This window comes from Sulfurospirillum tamanense, assembly GCF_016937535.1.
Taxonomy (GTDB): domain Bacteria; phylum Campylobacterota; class Campylobacteria; order Campylobacterales; family Campylobacteraceae; genus Sulfurospirillum_B; species Sulfurospirillum_B tamanense.
Genome location: NZ_JAFHKK010000014.1, coordinates 1 through 16,423, shown reverse-complemented (window position 1 = coordinate 16,423; position 16,423 = coordinate 1). Strand labels below are relative to the sequence as shown.

General features: G+C 45.2%; 12 protein-coding genes. All 12 read left to right on the top strand.

The window, feature by feature from the left end:
- The first annotated feature begins 241 nt into the window (after positions 1 to 241).
- Positions 242 to 748: a rhomboid family intramembrane serine protease gene (locus JWV37_RS07345; RefSeq protein ID WP_205459142.1), complete on the top strand. Its 507-nt coding sequence runs from the start codon at positions 242 to 244 to the stop codon at positions 746 to 748.
- Complete coding sequence (locus tag JWV37_RS07340) at positions 745 to 2,556, top strand: PilZ domain-containing protein (RefSeq protein WP_205459141.1); 1,812 nt, start codon at positions 745 to 747, stop codon at positions 2,554 to 2,556. Before JWV37_RS07345 ends, JWV37_RS07340 begins: the two co-directional genes overlap by 4 nt.
- A complete protein-coding gene (locus JWV37_RS07335) occupies positions 2,556 to 4,733 on the top strand; it encodes a sensor histidine kinase (RefSeq protein ID WP_205459140.1) in 2,178 nt (725 codons plus the stop codon). The genes JWV37_RS07340 and JWV37_RS07335 overlap by 1 nt, the downstream gene beginning before the upstream one ends.
- A 9-nt stretch (positions 4,734 to 4,742) precedes the next feature.
- Positions 4,743 to 5,387 (top strand): response regulator transcription factor, encoded by a 645-nt coding sequence (locus tag JWV37_RS07330; RefSeq protein WP_205459139.1) that lies wholly within the window; start codon positions 4,743 to 4,745, stop codon positions 5,385 to 5,387.
- Between the two features lie 97 nt (positions 5,388 to 5,484).
- Positions 5,485 to 6,588, top strand: coding sequence for a M20 family metallopeptidase (locus tag JWV37_RS07325; RefSeq protein WP_205459138.1), 1,104 nt, complete (start codon positions 5,485 to 5,487; stop codon positions 6,586 to 6,588).
- A complete protein-coding gene (locus JWV37_RS07320; RefSeq protein WP_205459137.1) occupies positions 6,585 to 7,508 on the top strand; it encodes an ATP-grasp domain-containing protein in 924 nt (307 codons plus the stop codon). Before JWV37_RS07325 ends, JWV37_RS07320 begins: the two co-directional genes overlap by 4 nt.
- Positions 7,509 to 7,516: 8 nt before the next feature.
- Complete coding sequence (locus JWV37_RS07315) at positions 7,517 to 8,932, top strand: ATP-grasp domain-containing protein (RefSeq protein ID WP_205459136.1); 1,416 nt, start codon at positions 7,517 to 7,519, stop codon at positions 8,930 to 8,932.
- Between the two features lie 10 nt (positions 8,933 to 8,942).
- Entirely contained in the window at positions 8,943 to 11,507 is a 2,565-nt protein-coding gene (locus tag JWV37_RS07310) for a M14 family zinc carboxypeptidase (protein ID WP_205459135.1), read from the top strand.
- 74 nt (positions 11,508 to 11,581) lie between these two features.
- A complete protein-coding gene (locus tag JWV37_RS07305) occupies positions 11,582 to 12,397 on the top strand; it encodes an AraC family transcriptional regulator (RefSeq protein WP_205459134.1) in 816 nt (271 codons plus the stop codon).
- Between the two features lie 29 nt (positions 12,398 to 12,426).
- Positions 12,427 to 13,320 (top strand): DMT family transporter, encoded by an 894-nt coding sequence (locus JWV37_RS07300; RefSeq protein ID WP_205459133.1) that lies wholly within the window; start codon positions 12,427 to 12,429, stop codon positions 13,318 to 13,320.
- Positions 13,321 to 13,404: 84 nt separating this feature from the next.
- The gene (locus JWV37_RS07295) at positions 13,405 to 14,157 is read left to right on the top strand and encodes a GGDEF domain-containing protein (protein ID WP_205459132.1); all 753 of its coding nucleotides are present in this window, start codon (positions 13,405 to 13,407) and stop codon (positions 14,155 to 14,157) included.
- A gap of 99 nt (positions 14,158 to 14,256) precedes the next feature.
- The coding region (locus JWV37_RS07290; protein ID WP_205459131.1) for an Eco57I restriction-modification methylase domain-containing protein at positions 14,257 to 16,423 on the top strand (2,167 nt) is incomplete at its 3' end.

Genomic DNA, 16,423 nt, shown 5'->3' with positions numbered 1-16,423 from the left:
CAAAACACGCTCTTTTGAAGCAAAGCCCCAAAAGCTACGTCAACATAAGGCGTCTTTAGACACAAATCCTGCACACCCTTGGTGTTGTTAAATTTGCTATTTTTGCGCCGGAGGCTCAAATGAAAGTTATTGTAGTACAAAGATGTTTAGAGAGAACTTTTTGAGGTATTTTGGTAATATTTTTGGTATTTATTAGGTTCTTTGTATTATCATAGCCACACGAAGCAACAAAAGGAGAGGAATGAACAGTGTTCTTGCGCTCATTGTCGCCAACATTGCTTGCTTTCTTTTGCAATCTTTTATTCCTTATTCTCATGCTTACTTTGGCCTCAATCGCCTCTTTTTTGACGGCTTGTTTCTTTGGCAACCCTTTACAAGCATGTTTATGCACGGGGGATTAACACATCTTGCCATGAATATGGTAGTGCTATTTCAGTTTGGCACTCTCTTGGAGCGCACCATTGGGGGTAGGTCTTTTCTTGCTCTTTATTTATTAGGTGGGATTTTAACATCGCTATTGAGTTTCTTCTTTTTGTATACACTCGAACTTAATCACGTTTTAGTAGGGGCTTCAGGTGCTATTTCCGTGCTTATTGGATGGATTGCTAGGCATGACCCTTATAGCCGAAAAGGATTGGTTGTGGCATTACTGCTCATCTCCTTCGCGCCGCTACTTTTAGGGATGAACATTGCGTGGTACGCCCACTTGTTTGGGTTTGGAGTGGGATGGTTTTGGAGAAGACAATGACAGCCAAACTTTACACACTTTGCCATCTTTATTTCAGCACCAACACGCTTGCGCCTCTACTCAAAGAAGAAACTGCGCTCTTCAACATCACCTCTTTATGTGCTAATGAGGCTACTTCTTTTCCAAAAGCACAAGTGTACCTTATGGAGCTTGATAGCATTACCAAGGAAAAACTAGGCATTTTAGCCTTATTGCTTAAGCGCCACAAAGGGGCACATCTGTACCTTCTTGCTGCCAAGGAGCTGCATCAAGTCATCCTTTATAAATATGCTTTACATGTAGGCATAAAAGAAATATTGTTTCCTTTTGAAACCCCTGAAATATACGTACAAACCCTCAAAAAAATCCACCAGCATTTACTCACAGAAATCCAACGTAAAGAAATGTACGAACTTGGACTTACTCTTTGGCGTCACCTTCCGCTTGTGTGCTACACCGACAAAACACCTTTGTATGCCAGTGATGCTGCTAGGGAATTTCTAGGAGAGGAGAACTTTCAGATTGAAGATTTTCCTGTTGAGCCTTTTCAAGTGCTTGCGGACTCCAACAATCAATCATGGAATGCCTTTTGTCACGGATTTAAGGATGCCAAAGAGACGTACATGCTCTTTTTTCCTTATGAGAAAAAAAGCTCCTCCTCTTGCATCACCCCTTCAAATACAAAAAAAGAAGCACAAACGTGGCTAAAAAGTCGCCTTGAAGAAAAAGAAACGGGACAGTTGAGCCTTATTCTTCTTACTATTGACAATAGCGCCGAACTTCAAAAAAAACTCATGGAAGCAGAATACCAAGGAGCAATCCATGCGCTAAAAGAAAAGCTTTCTTCCTTTCATGAAAAAATACGCCTTTTCGCCCAATGGGAAGAGAGTGCGTATGTCCTTGCTTTTGAAGAGCACAGTGTTGAAAGCATCAAGGCAAACATTGAAAACTTTTACGCAACCTGTAAAAACATCCCATCTCTTGAAATTTTTACACTAAGCGCGCATGTGTGGCACGGAGTCAAAGAAGCGCTCCCACAGGTAGAGACTCTACTTGATTCCATGGCACGCAGAGCACTTGAAGAGAGGGATTTAACACAGCGCGATATTAGCATTTTTCCTTCTTGTGGAGAATCACTAAAAGAACCCCAACGTATTTTGCGTACTTTTTACACTTTTATGGTAAATAAAACACCGCTAAAACTTCAAAATATTTACAAAGGGCTATGCATCAACACCGCTTCAAAAGTCATAAAAATCAAAGACAAAATGGTTTATTTTGAGTGCCAAACCCTCCAAGCTTACACAGCCTCTGAATCAAAAAAGGCGGTTATTTTAAGCGCCGAGCTCCCTTTTGACATCCACGGCAGTGCAAAATTTATTAATTTTGAAGAAAAGTACCTCATTGCTGATTCTTTCTATTTTTTGCCAGACAGCACCAACAGTCGCGAATATACCCGCGTGCAACCGAGTTTTAGAAATCCTGTTTACCTCAAACAAGGGCGCGTACAAGTCCAAGGAGACATGCTTGATGTTTCTTTAAAATCCATTGCGTTTACTAGCCGCCAAAATGTTGTCTCTTTGGCTCAAAATCAAACCAGCATCATTACTTTCAAACTTCCCGACCCTACCACAGAGGAAGGGTTTATAGAAATCCGTGCCACAGGCAAAGTTGTTTCCCAACGCCCGCTCAAAGACCTTTTGACAAAAATCGTTGTCCTTCTAACCCTAAAAGACCCCTATGATGCGTACCTATTGCGCTACATGTACATGCGCCAAAAAGAGCTCATTAACGAGCTCAAACAACTCACCAAAAACGGACAACACTAATGCGCATCGTAGTGCTTTTGGTGTTTTGTTTCGCCTCTTTACTTTGGGCCTCTTATGACAAAGAAATTCTTTTGCTTCAATCCTACAACAAGGGATTAAAATGGACCGATGGCATCTCTTTGGGGGTTGAGAGTGTTTTTAAAGACTACCCAGAATACGAAATCACCACAGAGTACATGGACAGCAAAAAAATTGATTCGCCCGAATATTTTCAAACCGTACTCGAACTCTACCGCAAGAAATTTACAGGCAGACGCTATGAGGTCGTCATTGTGGCCGATAACTTTGCTTTTGAGTTTGCCCTAGAACACGGGAGCACTCTTTTTCCCAATACGCCCATTGTTTTTTGCGGTGTTGAAAATTTTGACCCCATGCAACTTCAAATTCATCAAGCAACCTACAAAACAACAGGCATAGTTGAGTATAAAGAAGTAGACAAGACTTTTGAGCTCATTGACGCTCTAGTGCCAAACCTCCAAAAAGTCTACATCATTAGCGACAAGGCTTACTCTTCGCGACGCATCAAGGAACAGATTTTTCAAGCCAAAGAAAAATACCTTGAGCGCTTTGAAATCATTTACGATAACGACATTTTGCTCGAAACCTTGCCTCAAAAACTTGCACAACTTCCAGTGCGCTCTGCTGTGCTTTTCACAAGTCTTTACCGCGACACCCGAGAGATTTACGTCCCTTATGCAAAGTTGAAAAGTTTTTTTAAAGAGACGCAACTTCCCATTTTTGCTTTAACGTCCATTCATCTGGATGAGGGAGTTGTTGGAGGCATTATGGTGGACCCCTTTACCCAAGGCAGCGAAGCGGCCAAAAAAGCCCTTGAGATACTAGGCGGTATCTCTCCTATGGATATCCCCATCACCACGCCTCAAGCCCAACCTATGTTTGACATGAATATGCTGACAAAACACGCTTTACTTACAGAAGCGCTGCCTAAAAATTCTATTATCATCAACATGCCCCTTGGATTTCTTGAGCGCAACAGAGAGCTTGTCAACAGCGTATTTACTCTCTCGCCTTTGTTGCTTTTCTTTACTATAGCGCTTTTGTTTGGGCTTTATAAAAAAACTGTTCTAGAAGAACAAATGCGTGCCCAAAATGAGCTTGATAGCGTTTTGCTCAACACCATACAAAGTGCCATTTTTTGGCGTTCTCATGAGGGGATTTTGCTCGGATGCAACCGCGCTTTGTGTACTTTGCTTAACAAGCCAAAAAAAGAGCTTATCGGCCACCATATCACTCAAATCATGCCAAACCTCAAAGATTTTATGCGCGAAGAAGAGGGGAGTTTCAAAACAGACATTGAGCTCTCCTATGTGGATATTGATGGCAAAAAACGCGACCTCATGATACGCCGAAAGCGCTTTGAACGCGGTGTTGTTACCATCATGACTGACGTTACCGAAAAACGAAAAATCGAACTAGAGTACAAGCGCCATGAGCAGTTTGTCTTACAGCGTTCCAAACAGTCCGAAGTAGGCGAAATGCTCGCCTCCATCGCCCACCAATGGAAAACACCTCTCATTGAAATTTCTGCCATCGCTCAATCTCTTGTTTATGCCCGCAAAAAACACGCCATCACCCAAGAAGAGGCCAAGGCGTTTTCAATGGAAATCATGGAACAAGTCTCTTATATGACCCAAACCATTGACGATTTTCGCGCGTTTATCAAGCCCTCAACAAAGCCTGTAGTTTTTTGTGTCAAGGATGCTATCGAGGATATTTTAAAGATTTTAAACCACACACTCAAATACAACTACATCACCTCAATCTTTACATGTAAAGACGAAGACATAGCACTCCAAACCTACGGCTACCCCAATGAATTTAAACAAACCCTTCTCAACATCATCAATAACGCCAAAGATGCCATCATCAAACAACGCATTGCAGGAAAAAAAGCAGGGCAAATCACTATCACTCTCTCACAAACCGCCCACAATGCTATTCTGGGGATTGAAGATGATGGGGGCGGCATGGACCCTGAAAGCCTGCCCCACGTATTTGACCCTTTTTACAGCACCAAAGAACATGGTGATGGCTTTGGGCTTTACATGGCCAAACTCATCATTGAAGATAAAATGCAAGGACGCATTCTAGCAAGCAACACAGACAAAGGTGCCAAAATCAGCATTCATCTTGCAAAAAATACGTCAAATGGTTAAAATTGCCCTATGAAAATACTCCTCCTTGAAGACAATGAGCGCCTAAGCGATCTCATCATTGAAGCCCTTGATCAGTCGCGCTACCAAGTAGACGCATTTAGTGATGGTAAAAAAGCCCTAGAAGCCATTGATAACGGCTACGACTGCTTCATTTTAGACATCAATGTCCCTGGAATCGATGGACTCACGCTCCTTAAAGAAATTCGTTTCCTAGACAGCCAAACACCTGCCATTATCATCAGTGCCAACATTGACCTTGAAACCATCAAAGAAGCCTACTGCGATGGGTGCGACGAATACCTCAAAAAGCCCTTCTATGTGGATGAGTTGGTTTTCAAAGTAGACAAATTATGTAAACCCACGCACACGAAATTGCATTTTTCGGAGACTGTTTTTTTCGACACCCACGCGCAGCTTTTATACGAAAATAATGAAGAAGTCAAGCTGGCCAAAAAAGAGATTCTACTGCTTAATCTCATGGCAAAACATTTGGATAAAATCATTACCTTTGAAATGATTGAGTGTTACGTCTGGGAAGGGGAGCTTACGAGCCTCGAAAACGTCCGCGCACTCGTCAAACGCTTGCGCAAAAAACTCCCCTCAGAGACACTGCTCTCCCAAGGAGGAATGGGCTACAAACTGCGTTACATGTAAAGCACAATTTCTTGTAGGTTTTTTAAACACAAATAGTTATTCTTTTTAACCAGATAAAGCTATAATGAACCCTTAATTTGCCACACAAGGGTTCCTCATGCACTACCTTCAAGACCTAGAAACCCTATGCTGCATCAACTCTTACACCAAAAATAAAGCAGGTGTAGACAAGGTAGGCCAACAGATGCAAGCGTGGCTTGTCCCTTTGGGATTTAGCGTGACCACCTTTACAAGAGAAACCCTAGGAAACCATCTCTTGTTTCAAACCCCCCATAAAGAGGGGGCAAAAATCTTGCTTTTGGGCCACAACGACACGGTCTTTGCGCCAGAAACCTTTGAAACCTTTAGCCACGATGAAGCGTGGGTCTATGGCCCAGGAGTTTGTGACATGAAAGGGGGCAATATCGTCGCTCTTGAAGCCTTGCGAGAAACCCACAAGCGTTTTGGAACGCTTTATAATGTGGATTTTTTCCTCGTGAGCGATGAAGAAACAGGTAGTGATGATAGTAAGGCTTTAACTTTGGAGTTGGCTAAGAGCTATGATTATTGCTTTGTGTTTGAAGCGGCGGGTAAAAACCTCGAAGTGGTCACAGGCAGAAAAGGGGTGGGAACATACACCTTACATGTAAAAGGCAAAGCCGCCCACGCAGGGGTGCGTTACACTGAGGGCATTAACGCCAACCTAGAAGCCGCTTACAAACTCCAAGCCCTCACCGCCCTTACGAACCTAGAGGAAGGCACTACGGTCAATGTAGGCACTATCCAAGGAGGCGTTGGCGCCAACACCATCAGTCCCCATTGCGAGATGCTCCTTGAAATCCGCTTTGCCAACGAAAAAGAAAAACAGCGCTTGCTCCACGCCCTAGAGGAGATCACCAACCATGCCTTTGTGCCAGGGACAAGCGCTACATGTAAAGGGCTCATTCAACGTGACGTGATGGAGCCAAATGCTGCGCAAGCCGCCTTTATCCAAACCCTCGAAACCCTTTGTCAACATCCTATCCCCACCGAAAAACGCGGAGGCGTGAGCGATGCGAACCACGTGGCTTCTTGCGGCGTGGTGACACTGGATGGCATGGGGCCTTTTGGGGACGGAGACCATACGGTACACGAACGGGCGCTAAAATCAAGCTTTAACCAACGCATCACCATGATGAGTCACATCCTCGCATGGCACCAAGAACATCAGGAGTTCAAATGAAAACGCGCACCATTGGCATGTGGCTTTACCAAAACAGCGGCGGCGAAGCCATTCAGAAAAAATTGGTCAAACAGCTCAAAGAACGGGGAATTGAAACTATCACAGGACTCAATCTGCGCAACGCTGTTGCAAAAAACGGCACCATTTACTGTAACAGCGATAACGGCAAAGGAAAAGCGGTCAAAATGAACAAACTTGACCTCTTTTTTTCCTATAATGCAGGGGAGCAAACACAGTATCAAATGTTTCTCTACAAAGCGCTCAATCGCATCATGCCCACTATTAACAATTACGAAGCCTTTGAACTCACTGAAGACAAATTTCAAACCTCTTTTTTGTTGCGCAACCACGGGGTTTTGACCGCTGATTATAGGCTTTGCCATCGCGACGATGGGCGTTTTTTGTCAAAAATCCTCAAAAAATGGGACAAGATGGTCTACAAACCCACCGACGGCTGGGGTGGGGTGGGGCTTACCAAGATTGAAAACGAAGCCAGTTTGGACATGCTGATGCCCTTTCTAAATCAAATGGATTTGCGCTTTTTTTACGTGGAAAAATTTATTGACTATGACAAGACCGATTACCGCGTGGACATCGTGGACAACACCTTCATAGGATGCTACGGACGAAAGGCGGGCGGGAGCGACTGGCGCACCAACATTAGCAGTGGCGGGAGCGTCTTTTTGCGCGAGCCCGAACCTGCCGTAATCGAACTGGCACTAAAAGCCGCTAAAATTACGGGGCTTGAAATTGCAGGGGTAGACATCATCTATGACCGCAAAAAAGAAGAGTACGTGGTGCTAGAAGTTAATGGCATCCCTGCTTTTGCCACTCCCGAGCAAGAAAAAGTGGGGTTGGATTTTAATGGCAAAAAAATTGAACTCATCGCTGAACTTATCGACAAAAAAACACAACACTAGGAAAACGCATGGCACGCAACAGTAAATTACCAACGCTTGGGCTTTTGTATTTGGATTATGTTTTACAGTTTTTTGATACCTCAAATTTCAAAGGCTGGCCCGATAAAATCGAAAAAGTGACGTACCATTGGGGAAATGACAAGGCGCGTCTCATTGCGGAGATTAAACGCAAAAAAATCGACGTGCTTATCGGCAATGTGCCCGCTACCGCCTACGAAACCTTTCGAGACATCAGCCTTGCCCTGCCTCATGTGCGGTTTGTGCCCTCCTTGGATACGCAGTTTTCCAACAAATCCAAAGAAAACGTCACGCGTTTTGCATGGAAGTACAAAATCCCTGTGCCTAAAACCCGCATCTTTTACAACCCCGAAGAGGGTGAGGCATTTTTGAAAAAAGCCCACTACCCTAAAATCATCAAAAAATCCTACGGCCCTTCTAATTATGGTGGCTATTTTGTCCACAAAGTAGACAGCTTTAATGAGGCAACAGCGCTTTTTAAAGCCAAAAAATACTACCCCATGTACATCCAAGATTTCATCCCCATGGAAGCAGACATTCGCGTCATGCTCATCGGCCACAAGCCCGTGTGTGCCTTTTGGCGTCGTCCGCCTGAGGGAAAATGGCTCACCAACACTTCCCAAGGAGGTTCGATGGATTACCACGACGTGCCCAAAAAAGTCCTTGATTTGGCCGTGCGCGTCAGCAAAGCGGCCAAGGCAGAATACTGGGCATGTGATGTGGCTTACGGGAAAGACGGGAAAGTGCGCATCCTTGAGTGTGCCACAGCTTTTGCGGCTTTTCCTTACATCCGTGATTGGATTGGACAGTATTTGATGTGGAAATTTAGCGACGGGCGTTTCCCTAAGCCTCACATTCCTGTTTACAACTGGGAAGAGCTTAGCAAAATCAACAAATCTTTGCTTCGCACCATGCGCCATATCACCTTTGGGGCGTATAGCCCAAGTTATGATGGAGGATATTTTGGCAAAAAGAAAAAAGTCTTAGTAGACGGCGAGTATTATCTGCATGCGCTTGATGAGCACTACGCGATGGAAAACACCCTCGAAACGGGAACGCAGGAGTGGCCAAGCCAAACGTGGAATTATCAAGGTAAATTTGCCCTCAAACCTGTGCGCTCTACGGAAGTTGTCATGACGCCGATAACGCCAAGTGACGAGGCACAAGAATCGCCCGCACAATTCAAAAAAATACTGGGTAAAAAAGCTCTCAAAAAATTGCTCACCTCCATCGAAGGGGTAGGGGAGAAAAAATTTGACCGTATTTTAGAAATGTACGGTAGCCCCGAAGCAGTGGCCGAGGCCTTAAACCAAGGCGGCACCTCTCTTGAACACATTAAGGGATTAACCACTAAAATACAAAAGAAAATTCTTACCCTTTGGGAAGAGTGGCACCAGAAAGGCTAACCTAAACTTAATGAAAAAACAGTACCGATCTTACGAACAAACCTGTGAATTTTTAAAAGAATGTGTACGACGCTATCCTAGCTTAATCTCCCTAGAATCCTTGGGTAAAACCTGGGAAAATCGCGACATTATCTTGGCTAAAATTACTTTACATGTAGAGCATGCGGATTTAAAACCCGCCTTGCTTTACACGGGCACTATTCACGCCAGAGAGTGGATAGGCAACGAGTTGGGGGTGAGTTTCATTGAGTACTTACTAGGCCACTACGACACCAACCCCATGGTCTTAGAAGTGCTCACCAAAAACACCCTTTACATCGTACCCTGTCTTAACCCCGATGGGTTTGAGTACAGCCGCAAGCACTTCTCCTTTTGGCGCAAAAACCGCCGTAACAACGGAGATGGGACTTTTGGTGTGGATTTGAACCGCAACTTTAGCGTGGGATTTCAAAAAGTCTCCGACACTTCCTCTAACGTCTACAGTGGCCCCGCACCCTTTTCAGAGCCCGAAACGCAGGCCATCAAAGCCTTTGTAGACGCCCATGAAAACATCACCATCGCCCTTGATTATCACTCTCAGGGAAACGTCTTTTTTCCTGCCCACAAGTTCAACCACGAAGCCGAAATCGAAGGCACAGACCTCAACACCCTATGCGCAAATATGAACTACCACATCCGCAAAGCAACAGGGCGAAAATACGGCATTCACCGGGGAAAACCGCCCAAAAAACTCATTAGCGGGAGTGGGCGAGAGTACTACTACAACAAAGGCATCATCGCTACGGTAGTAGAAGTAGGCACGCGCAATATTCCTGATTTTATGCAAAACATGCGCGAGAGCATTCACGAAAACATCCCCGCGCTCCTTTACGCCCTAAGCGAGGCGCACAACTACTCCACCAACGCGCCAAGGCGGCCTGAGAATTTTTTGCTTCAGCACAAAACTTCCCAAGAAGTCACGCTGGCGTGGGAATACCCCTGTAAAAAAGATATCTATTTTCAACTTTTTCGCAACACCGAAAACAAAGAAGCCTGCAATGAAAGCTCCCTTGTCGGGGTGACTAAAAACCACCATTTTACGGACATTGAACTCTCCAGTGGGACGAATTATTTTTACTACATTCGCGCGGTGGACAACATCACGGGCGTCAAGTCGGCTTTTGCCCCCAAAATGCGGGTGCAAACCTTGCTTGATTCCACAGAATTTCACCGCACCATTTTCCCCACTCCTAGCGACGTGGGCTACACGGCAGAATTTACCAAAGAGCAAAACCGTGCCCATTTTGGACGCAATTCGCTTTTTATCGGCATCAACGAAACCAAGGGCATTAGCTACGGGGTGATTGATTTTAAGCTTGATACTTTGCCGCAAAATGCCATCATCAAAGAGGCGTACCTTTCTCTTTACCCCCTTAACCGCGTCAATGCCAAGATAGAAAAATTTGGCGAGTGGTCGGTTTCGCTCATCGACCGCGAGAGCGTTGGAGACATCACTGACTTTGACCACATCAGCCAAAGCACCGTGATTCAAACCATCGGCACCACGATGCCCTCAGAAACACTCACCCAAGGCATCTGGAGCCATTGGAAATTTAACGAATACGAACGTCGCTTGCTAGAAACCCAACTCCAAACCCACAACGCCCTTTTACTCAAAATCAGCGGGCCTACCAAGCTCCCTTTGGGGCGGGATTCGCAGATGATGATGTTTGACTTGGGGTATGGAAATTTTGGCGGTGGGATTCACTACCGTCCTAACCTGTTCATCAAATACACCTTGCCAAGCCAGTCCCTTCAGATTCCCGTAAATGCCATTGCCACAGTGAGCCTAGACTACACAAAAAATCATCAACTCTCTTGTGGATTTGACAAGGAAAATCAAAAAATCTACGGCTACATGGAATTTAGCCTCGACACGCTTCCCGCGCCCGACCAAACCGTCATCACAGGAGCGTACATTAGCATCAAAAGTCGCAACCGGACACGCAGTAAAGAGGACATCCGCTACAACGTGGAGTTTGTGGACATCGAAGAGCTGAGTTGCGAGAACATCAAAGTTCGAGAGCGCATCGAGTTTATCGGTTATGAAGTGAGCCGAGCCGACTTGCAAAAGAACAAATGCCACCATTTTATCTTTGACAGCTACTCGTTACAATCTCTAGAAGAAATGCACCAAAAGGGGCAAAAAAGCAAATTTATCATCAAGCCTACTTCTGCTATCGTCAAAAACCACCTTGTCACGTGGGATGAAAATGTCACCCTCACCGTAGAGTACATCCCGCGCCGCAAAAGCCCGCCACCCATGGCCACCGACCTCAAAGTTTCCAACGAAGGCGGCAAGATTAAGCTCACATGGACAAACCCCAAGGAAGAAGGATTTGTAGGCGTTTATGTGGTGCGCAATCGCTTCCATCCCCCGACCAACCCTTCCGACGGGGACAAGCTTTACGCGGGTAAAGACAACTACACGTACGACACCTTTGGCACGGCGCAAATTTCCAAGTATTTTGCTATTTTTAGCTACGACGATGTGCCCAACTACAGCGAACCACTTCGCGGCACGTGGGAAGCCTAGGGCGACAAAAACCCTTACATGTAAGCGCAATTTTGTTCTATTAGCAAGGGCAAGATTGCGCTATAATGCGCCCCATGATGCCTTCACTTCTTCACAACACGGTTTTTGAAAACATCACCGACTCCAACGGCGCTTTTACGCGCCATTTTCATAACACCTACACCATCGGGCTTACGCACGCAGGGCTATTTAAGTCCACTAAAGAGCGCACATCTTGTGATGCTTACGCTTACTCAACGCGCATCATTAACCCCCAAGAGGTACATTGCGGTGACTCCTACGCATGGCAATACACCAACTTCTACCCTCAAGCAGAGTTACTCATCGATATGTATGCGCAACTTTACGGAGAGCGAAAACTGCCATTGTTTGCCCAACACATCGTGCAGGATGCGCACTTATACACGCTACTTAAAACGTTTTTTCACAGCGTGTACGCTTACGAAGCACCCATGGAGAGCGAAACCAAACTCATCCGCGCCCTTTCGTACCTCATCCGCACTTACGCCCATGTCAACAGAACGAAAGTGCCCGACCTTGGGGACAAAACCGCCGTACATACGGCTAAAGCCTACATCCAAGAGAACTTAAGCGAAGAGCTCTCTTTAGACGACCTCTCGACTCAAACGCACCTCAGCAAGTACCATTTTTTGCGGGTGTTTGCCAAAGACACGGGACTCACGCCCCACCAGTACATCATCATGGAGCGGGTCTCGCGCGCTAAAGAGCTCACCCTTGGCGGACGCTCTTTGGCACAAGCGAGCGTGGAGGCGGGGTTTAGCGACCAGTCCCACTTCATCCGCAGTTTTCGCAGGATGTACGGCTACGCGCCCAAAGAACTTTTAAACAAGCGCAATTTTATTCTATACCCTTCGCATTTTTCGCGCTAAACTGCGCCCAAACACACAAGGACGCTTTTATGGAACAAAAAAACAGCCTCTACGCCATGCTCTTTCTTGCCATGCTTTGTTGGGGCGGGTCGTGGGTAAACATCAAAGTCTTAAGCGGGTACATCGGCGCGTACGATGTGGTCTTTTTTCGCTACTTTATCACCGCGCTTAGTATGGTGCCCATCATCCTTTTTTTGAAAAAATCTTTTGCCATCGACCTAAGAAGCTTTGGCCTTGTGGTGCTCACGTCGCTTGCGCTCATCGCCTACATGAACTACTTTTTTCTAGGCACCAAGTACGGCACTGCGTCCCTTGGCGGGGCGATGGTCACCTCGCTCATCCCCATCAACACCTTTCTCCTCTTGGCACTTTTGCGGGTGCGCACCATCACCAAAAAAGACCTTTTCGCCCTCATTTTAGGCGCCCTTGGCGTACTGACGATGCTGGATGTGTGGCATTTTGACATGGCGCAACTTGGCGCGGTGCATAATCTTTACTTTCTCATCGCTTCGCTACTGTGGCCCGTGGTGACTATCCTCAGCTCCAAGGCGACCAAGATTTCGCCCATCGTTTTTACCTTTTACATGTACGTCATCACCACGGCAGTGGCTTGGGCGTTTTTTGTGGATGTGGACGCCCTTGATTTTTCTACCTATGATGGGATTTTTTGGCTCAATATGCTCTTCATCGCCTTTGGCGCTTCAACCTTTGCCAACACTATCTATTTCCTCGGCATCGAACGCTTGGGCGCTAGAGAAGTAAGCTCCTTTATCTTCCTCGTCCCCTTCGCCGCCATTAGCCTCAGCATCCTTTTCCTAGGCGAATCCATCAGCCTCTCACTCGTCATCGGAACGGCACTAACACTCTTTGCGGTGAAACTGTTGAACAACATCAGCTTGCGCAAAAGACGCACAAGGGCGTGAAAACTCTTACATGTAAGGCACATCATATTTAGCAAACCAAATACAACTGGCATAATTTATAATTTGCCTGTGTTATAATCACGCATGAAACAAAATCAACATAAACTACCCAACGAATTTGTCAAAAAAGTAAAAGACGCCCTCATCAACAAAGAGTCTCTTGAGGGCGAACTCCAAGAGAGAACAGTGGATGGGAAAGAGCGCTGGTACCAAAACAGCGTGATGCCCATTTTGGATGATGATGGCAAGGAGATTGGTGAAGTTATCGTCAGATATGACATAACGCAAAAAAAAGTTTTTGAAAAACTAGCAGTTACTGACCCGCTGACCTTACTGTACAACAGAAGGCATTTTAATGAAATTTTGACAAGAGAGATTAACCGAGCAAAAAGAGAAAACAGCACGCTCTCTTTTATCATTTTAGATATTGACTATTTTAAAAAATACAATGATTCAAATGGACACAAGGCTGGCGACACTGCCCTGATAAATGTCGCCAATGCCCTTAAAAGCGCACTCCAAAGGGGAGGGGATTTTGCTTTTAGGCTTGGAGGAGAGGAGTTTGGCATCATCTTCTCAAGAGAAGGCAGGGAAAAATCATTGGAATTTGCAGAGTCGATAAGAAAAAAGATTGAAGATTTAAAAATACCCCACTCCGCCTCAGAAGTCTCCAAATACATTACCATCTCCCTTGGGTTGTTACATGTAGATTTTTCTGAGATTAATGTCAACGAAGATGGCTTTTACTCCATGGCCGATGACGCACTTTACATTGCAAAAAAAGAGGGGAGAAACAGGGTGGTGATTCACGAAAATGACGACCTTGAACTCTTCTAACCCGCAACCTTCGCAACAAAAAAGAGAACACCCGCCCAAAGAGGCTTTACATGTAAAGGTTGCTATAATCCAAAAACCCTTACATGTAAAGCGAGATGGATGATGAGCATTTTTACGCCCTCGGTATTAAAAAGTGTTTCCCAAGATGAGGGCAACGTCGCCCTTGCGTGGGCAAAGTTCCAAGCGTTTTTGGCCAAAGTTGACCACATTAAACACTTCAAAGAAGAAGAGTATCAAGACGGCTTTTTAAAAGACATCTTTGAAAACTGCCTTGGCTACACCCTCAAAACCTCCAGCCCCGAAAACTTCACCCTAGAGCGTGAGAAAAAAAACGAAACCGACGGCAAAAAAGCCGATGGCGTGATCTACGCAGACGGTAAAGTCATCGGAGTGATAGAACTCAAAGACCAAAAGACCAAAAACCTCGATGCCATCGAACCCCAAGCCTTTAATTACCACAACTCGCACAGCCATTCGCGCTACATCATCCTCTCAAATTTTGACGAGTTGCGCTTTTATATTGACAAAAAAACCGAATACGAAGTGTTTAAACTGTTTGACTTAAACTACGAAGGGTTTAAAAAACTCCATTTGCTCTTAAGCTTTGAGAGCATCCGCACCCATCTACCCCTCCAGCTCAAAGAAAAATCCGCACACTTTGAACAGCACATCTCAAAAGCCCTCTACAAAGACTTTAGCGCCTTTCGCGCCCACTTGTTTGGCGACATTCGCCACCACAACCCAGACCTCGACCCAAGCCACCTTTTGCGCCTCACGCAAAAGCTCTGTGACCGCATTGTGTTCATTCTCTTTGCCGAAGACAGAGGGCTTTTAGCACCCAACACTATCAACGAAATCATCACCGAGTTTAAAAATCAAAAATTTACTAATTTTGTGCTTTACGACATGTACAAAAACTACTTTGATGCTATCAATGAAGGCAATGCTAGGCTTAAAATTCCAAAATACAACGGCGGACTTTTTGCCAAAGATGAGCAGTTGGACTCTTTGGTTATTAGCGACAATGCCCTAGACATGGAAGCCCAAAAGCTCAGTAGCTATGATTTTGCCAGTGATGTGAGTGTCAATATCTTGGGACATATCTTTGAACAAAGCCTCACCGACCTAGAAGAAATCCAAGCCAACATCGAGCACACCGACTTTGACAAAACCAAATCAAAACGCAAAAAAGACGGCGTTTTCTACACGCCCGAATACATCACCAAGTACATCGTCCAAAACACGCTAGGCGCACTATGCGAAGAGAAAAAAGAAGCCTTACATGTAAAGCACGTCACCCCACCCAAAAACAGCAAACGCCCCACCAAAGAAGAAGCCAAAACCAAAGAAGCCCTACAACACTACAAAGAGTGGCTCTTACATGTAAAGGTGCTTGACCCCGCGTGCGGAAGCGGCGCGTTCCTCACCCAAGCCCTAGAGTACCTCATCAAAGAACACAAAGAACTCCAAGAAAAACTCACCATCATGGGCGACATCACCGCGTACTATGACATCGAAGCTTCTGTACTAGAAAACAACCTCTACGGCGTGGACATCAACGAAGATGCCGTAGAGATAGCCAAACTCAGCCTCTGGCTCCGCACCGCCCAAAAGGGCAGGGAGCTGACAAAACTGGCAGATAAAATCAAATGCGCCAACTCACTATTAGACATGCCATTTCCTGAAAATAGCTTTGATGTAGTGATTGGCAATCCACCGTATGTGCGCGTGCAAGGACTTAAAAGCAACTACGAAGATGAAGCGAAACTCTACGAAGCAAAATACCAAAGCGCAACGGGAAACTATGACATTTACGCACTCTTTTTAGAGATGAGTTTTGGCATGTTAAAACCAACAGGAAAGCTAAGCTATATCTTGCCTCATAAGTTTTTGATTTCAGATTTTGGAAGTGGACTAAGAGGCTTTTTGGCGGAGAATAAAGCGGTTGAAAGTTTGCTCCATTTTGGCAGTGAGATGGTCTTTGAAGATGCGTCAACCTATACATGTATCATCACACTTTCCCATGGAAACGAACAACTCAAGTTTAAATCTATCAGCCCAAAAGATATTTCTGATGATTTTAAATACGATACCATCGGCTACGAAAAACTAGGAAGCGACAAATGGAATCTCTCCAATAATGAGATTTTGACGGTGCTGGAAAAACTCAACCAACAACCTTTAAAAGTCAAAGATGTTTTTGCAAAAATATTTGTGGGACTACAAACGAGTGGCGATGATGTGTATCTACTTTTGCAAACAAAAG

What these genes read in the sequence shown, in the direction of transcription:
- JWV37_RS07335 (WP_205459140.1), top strand. Translation starts at nt 2,556, where the DNA reads ATGCGCATCGTAGTGCTTTTGGTGTTTTGTTTCGCCTCTTTACTTTGG.
- JWV37_RS07295 (WP_205459132.1), top strand. Translation starts at nt 13,405, where the DNA reads ATGAAACAAAATCAACATAAACTACCCAACGAATTTGTCAAAAAAGTA.
- JWV37_RS07310 (WP_205459135.1), top strand. Translation starts at nt 8,943, where the DNA reads ATGAAAAAACAGTACCGATCTTACGAACAAACCTGTGAATTTTTAAAA.
- JWV37_RS07345 (WP_205459142.1), top strand. Translation starts at nt 242, where the DNA reads ATGAACAGTGTTCTTGCGCTCATTGTCGCCAACATTGCTTGCTTTCTT.
- JWV37_RS07315 (WP_205459136.1), top strand. Translation starts at nt 7,517, where the DNA reads ATGGCACGCAACAGTAAATTACCAACGCTTGGGCTTTTGTATTTGGAT.
- JWV37_RS07330 (WP_205459139.1), top strand. Translation starts at nt 4,743, where the DNA reads ATGAAAATACTCCTCCTTGAAGACAATGAGCGCCTAAGCGATCTCATC.
- JWV37_RS07320 (WP_205459137.1), top strand. Translation starts at nt 6,585, where the DNA reads ATGAAAACGCGCACCATTGGCATGTGGCTTTACCAAAACAGCGGCGGC.
- JWV37_RS07305 (WP_205459134.1), top strand. Translation starts at nt 11,582, where the DNA reads ATGATGCCTTCACTTCTTCACAACACGGTTTTTGAAAACATCACCGAC.
- JWV37_RS07325 (WP_205459138.1), top strand. Translation starts at nt 5,485, where the DNA reads ATGCACTACCTTCAAGACCTAGAAACCCTATGCTGCATCAACTCTTAC.
- JWV37_RS07340 (WP_205459141.1), top strand. Translation starts at nt 745, where the DNA reads ATGACAGCCAAACTTTACACACTTTGCCATCTTTATTTCAGCACCAAC.
- JWV37_RS07300 (WP_205459133.1), top strand. Translation starts at nt 12,427, where the DNA reads ATGGAACAAAAAAACAGCCTCTACGCCATGCTCTTTCTTGCCATGCTT.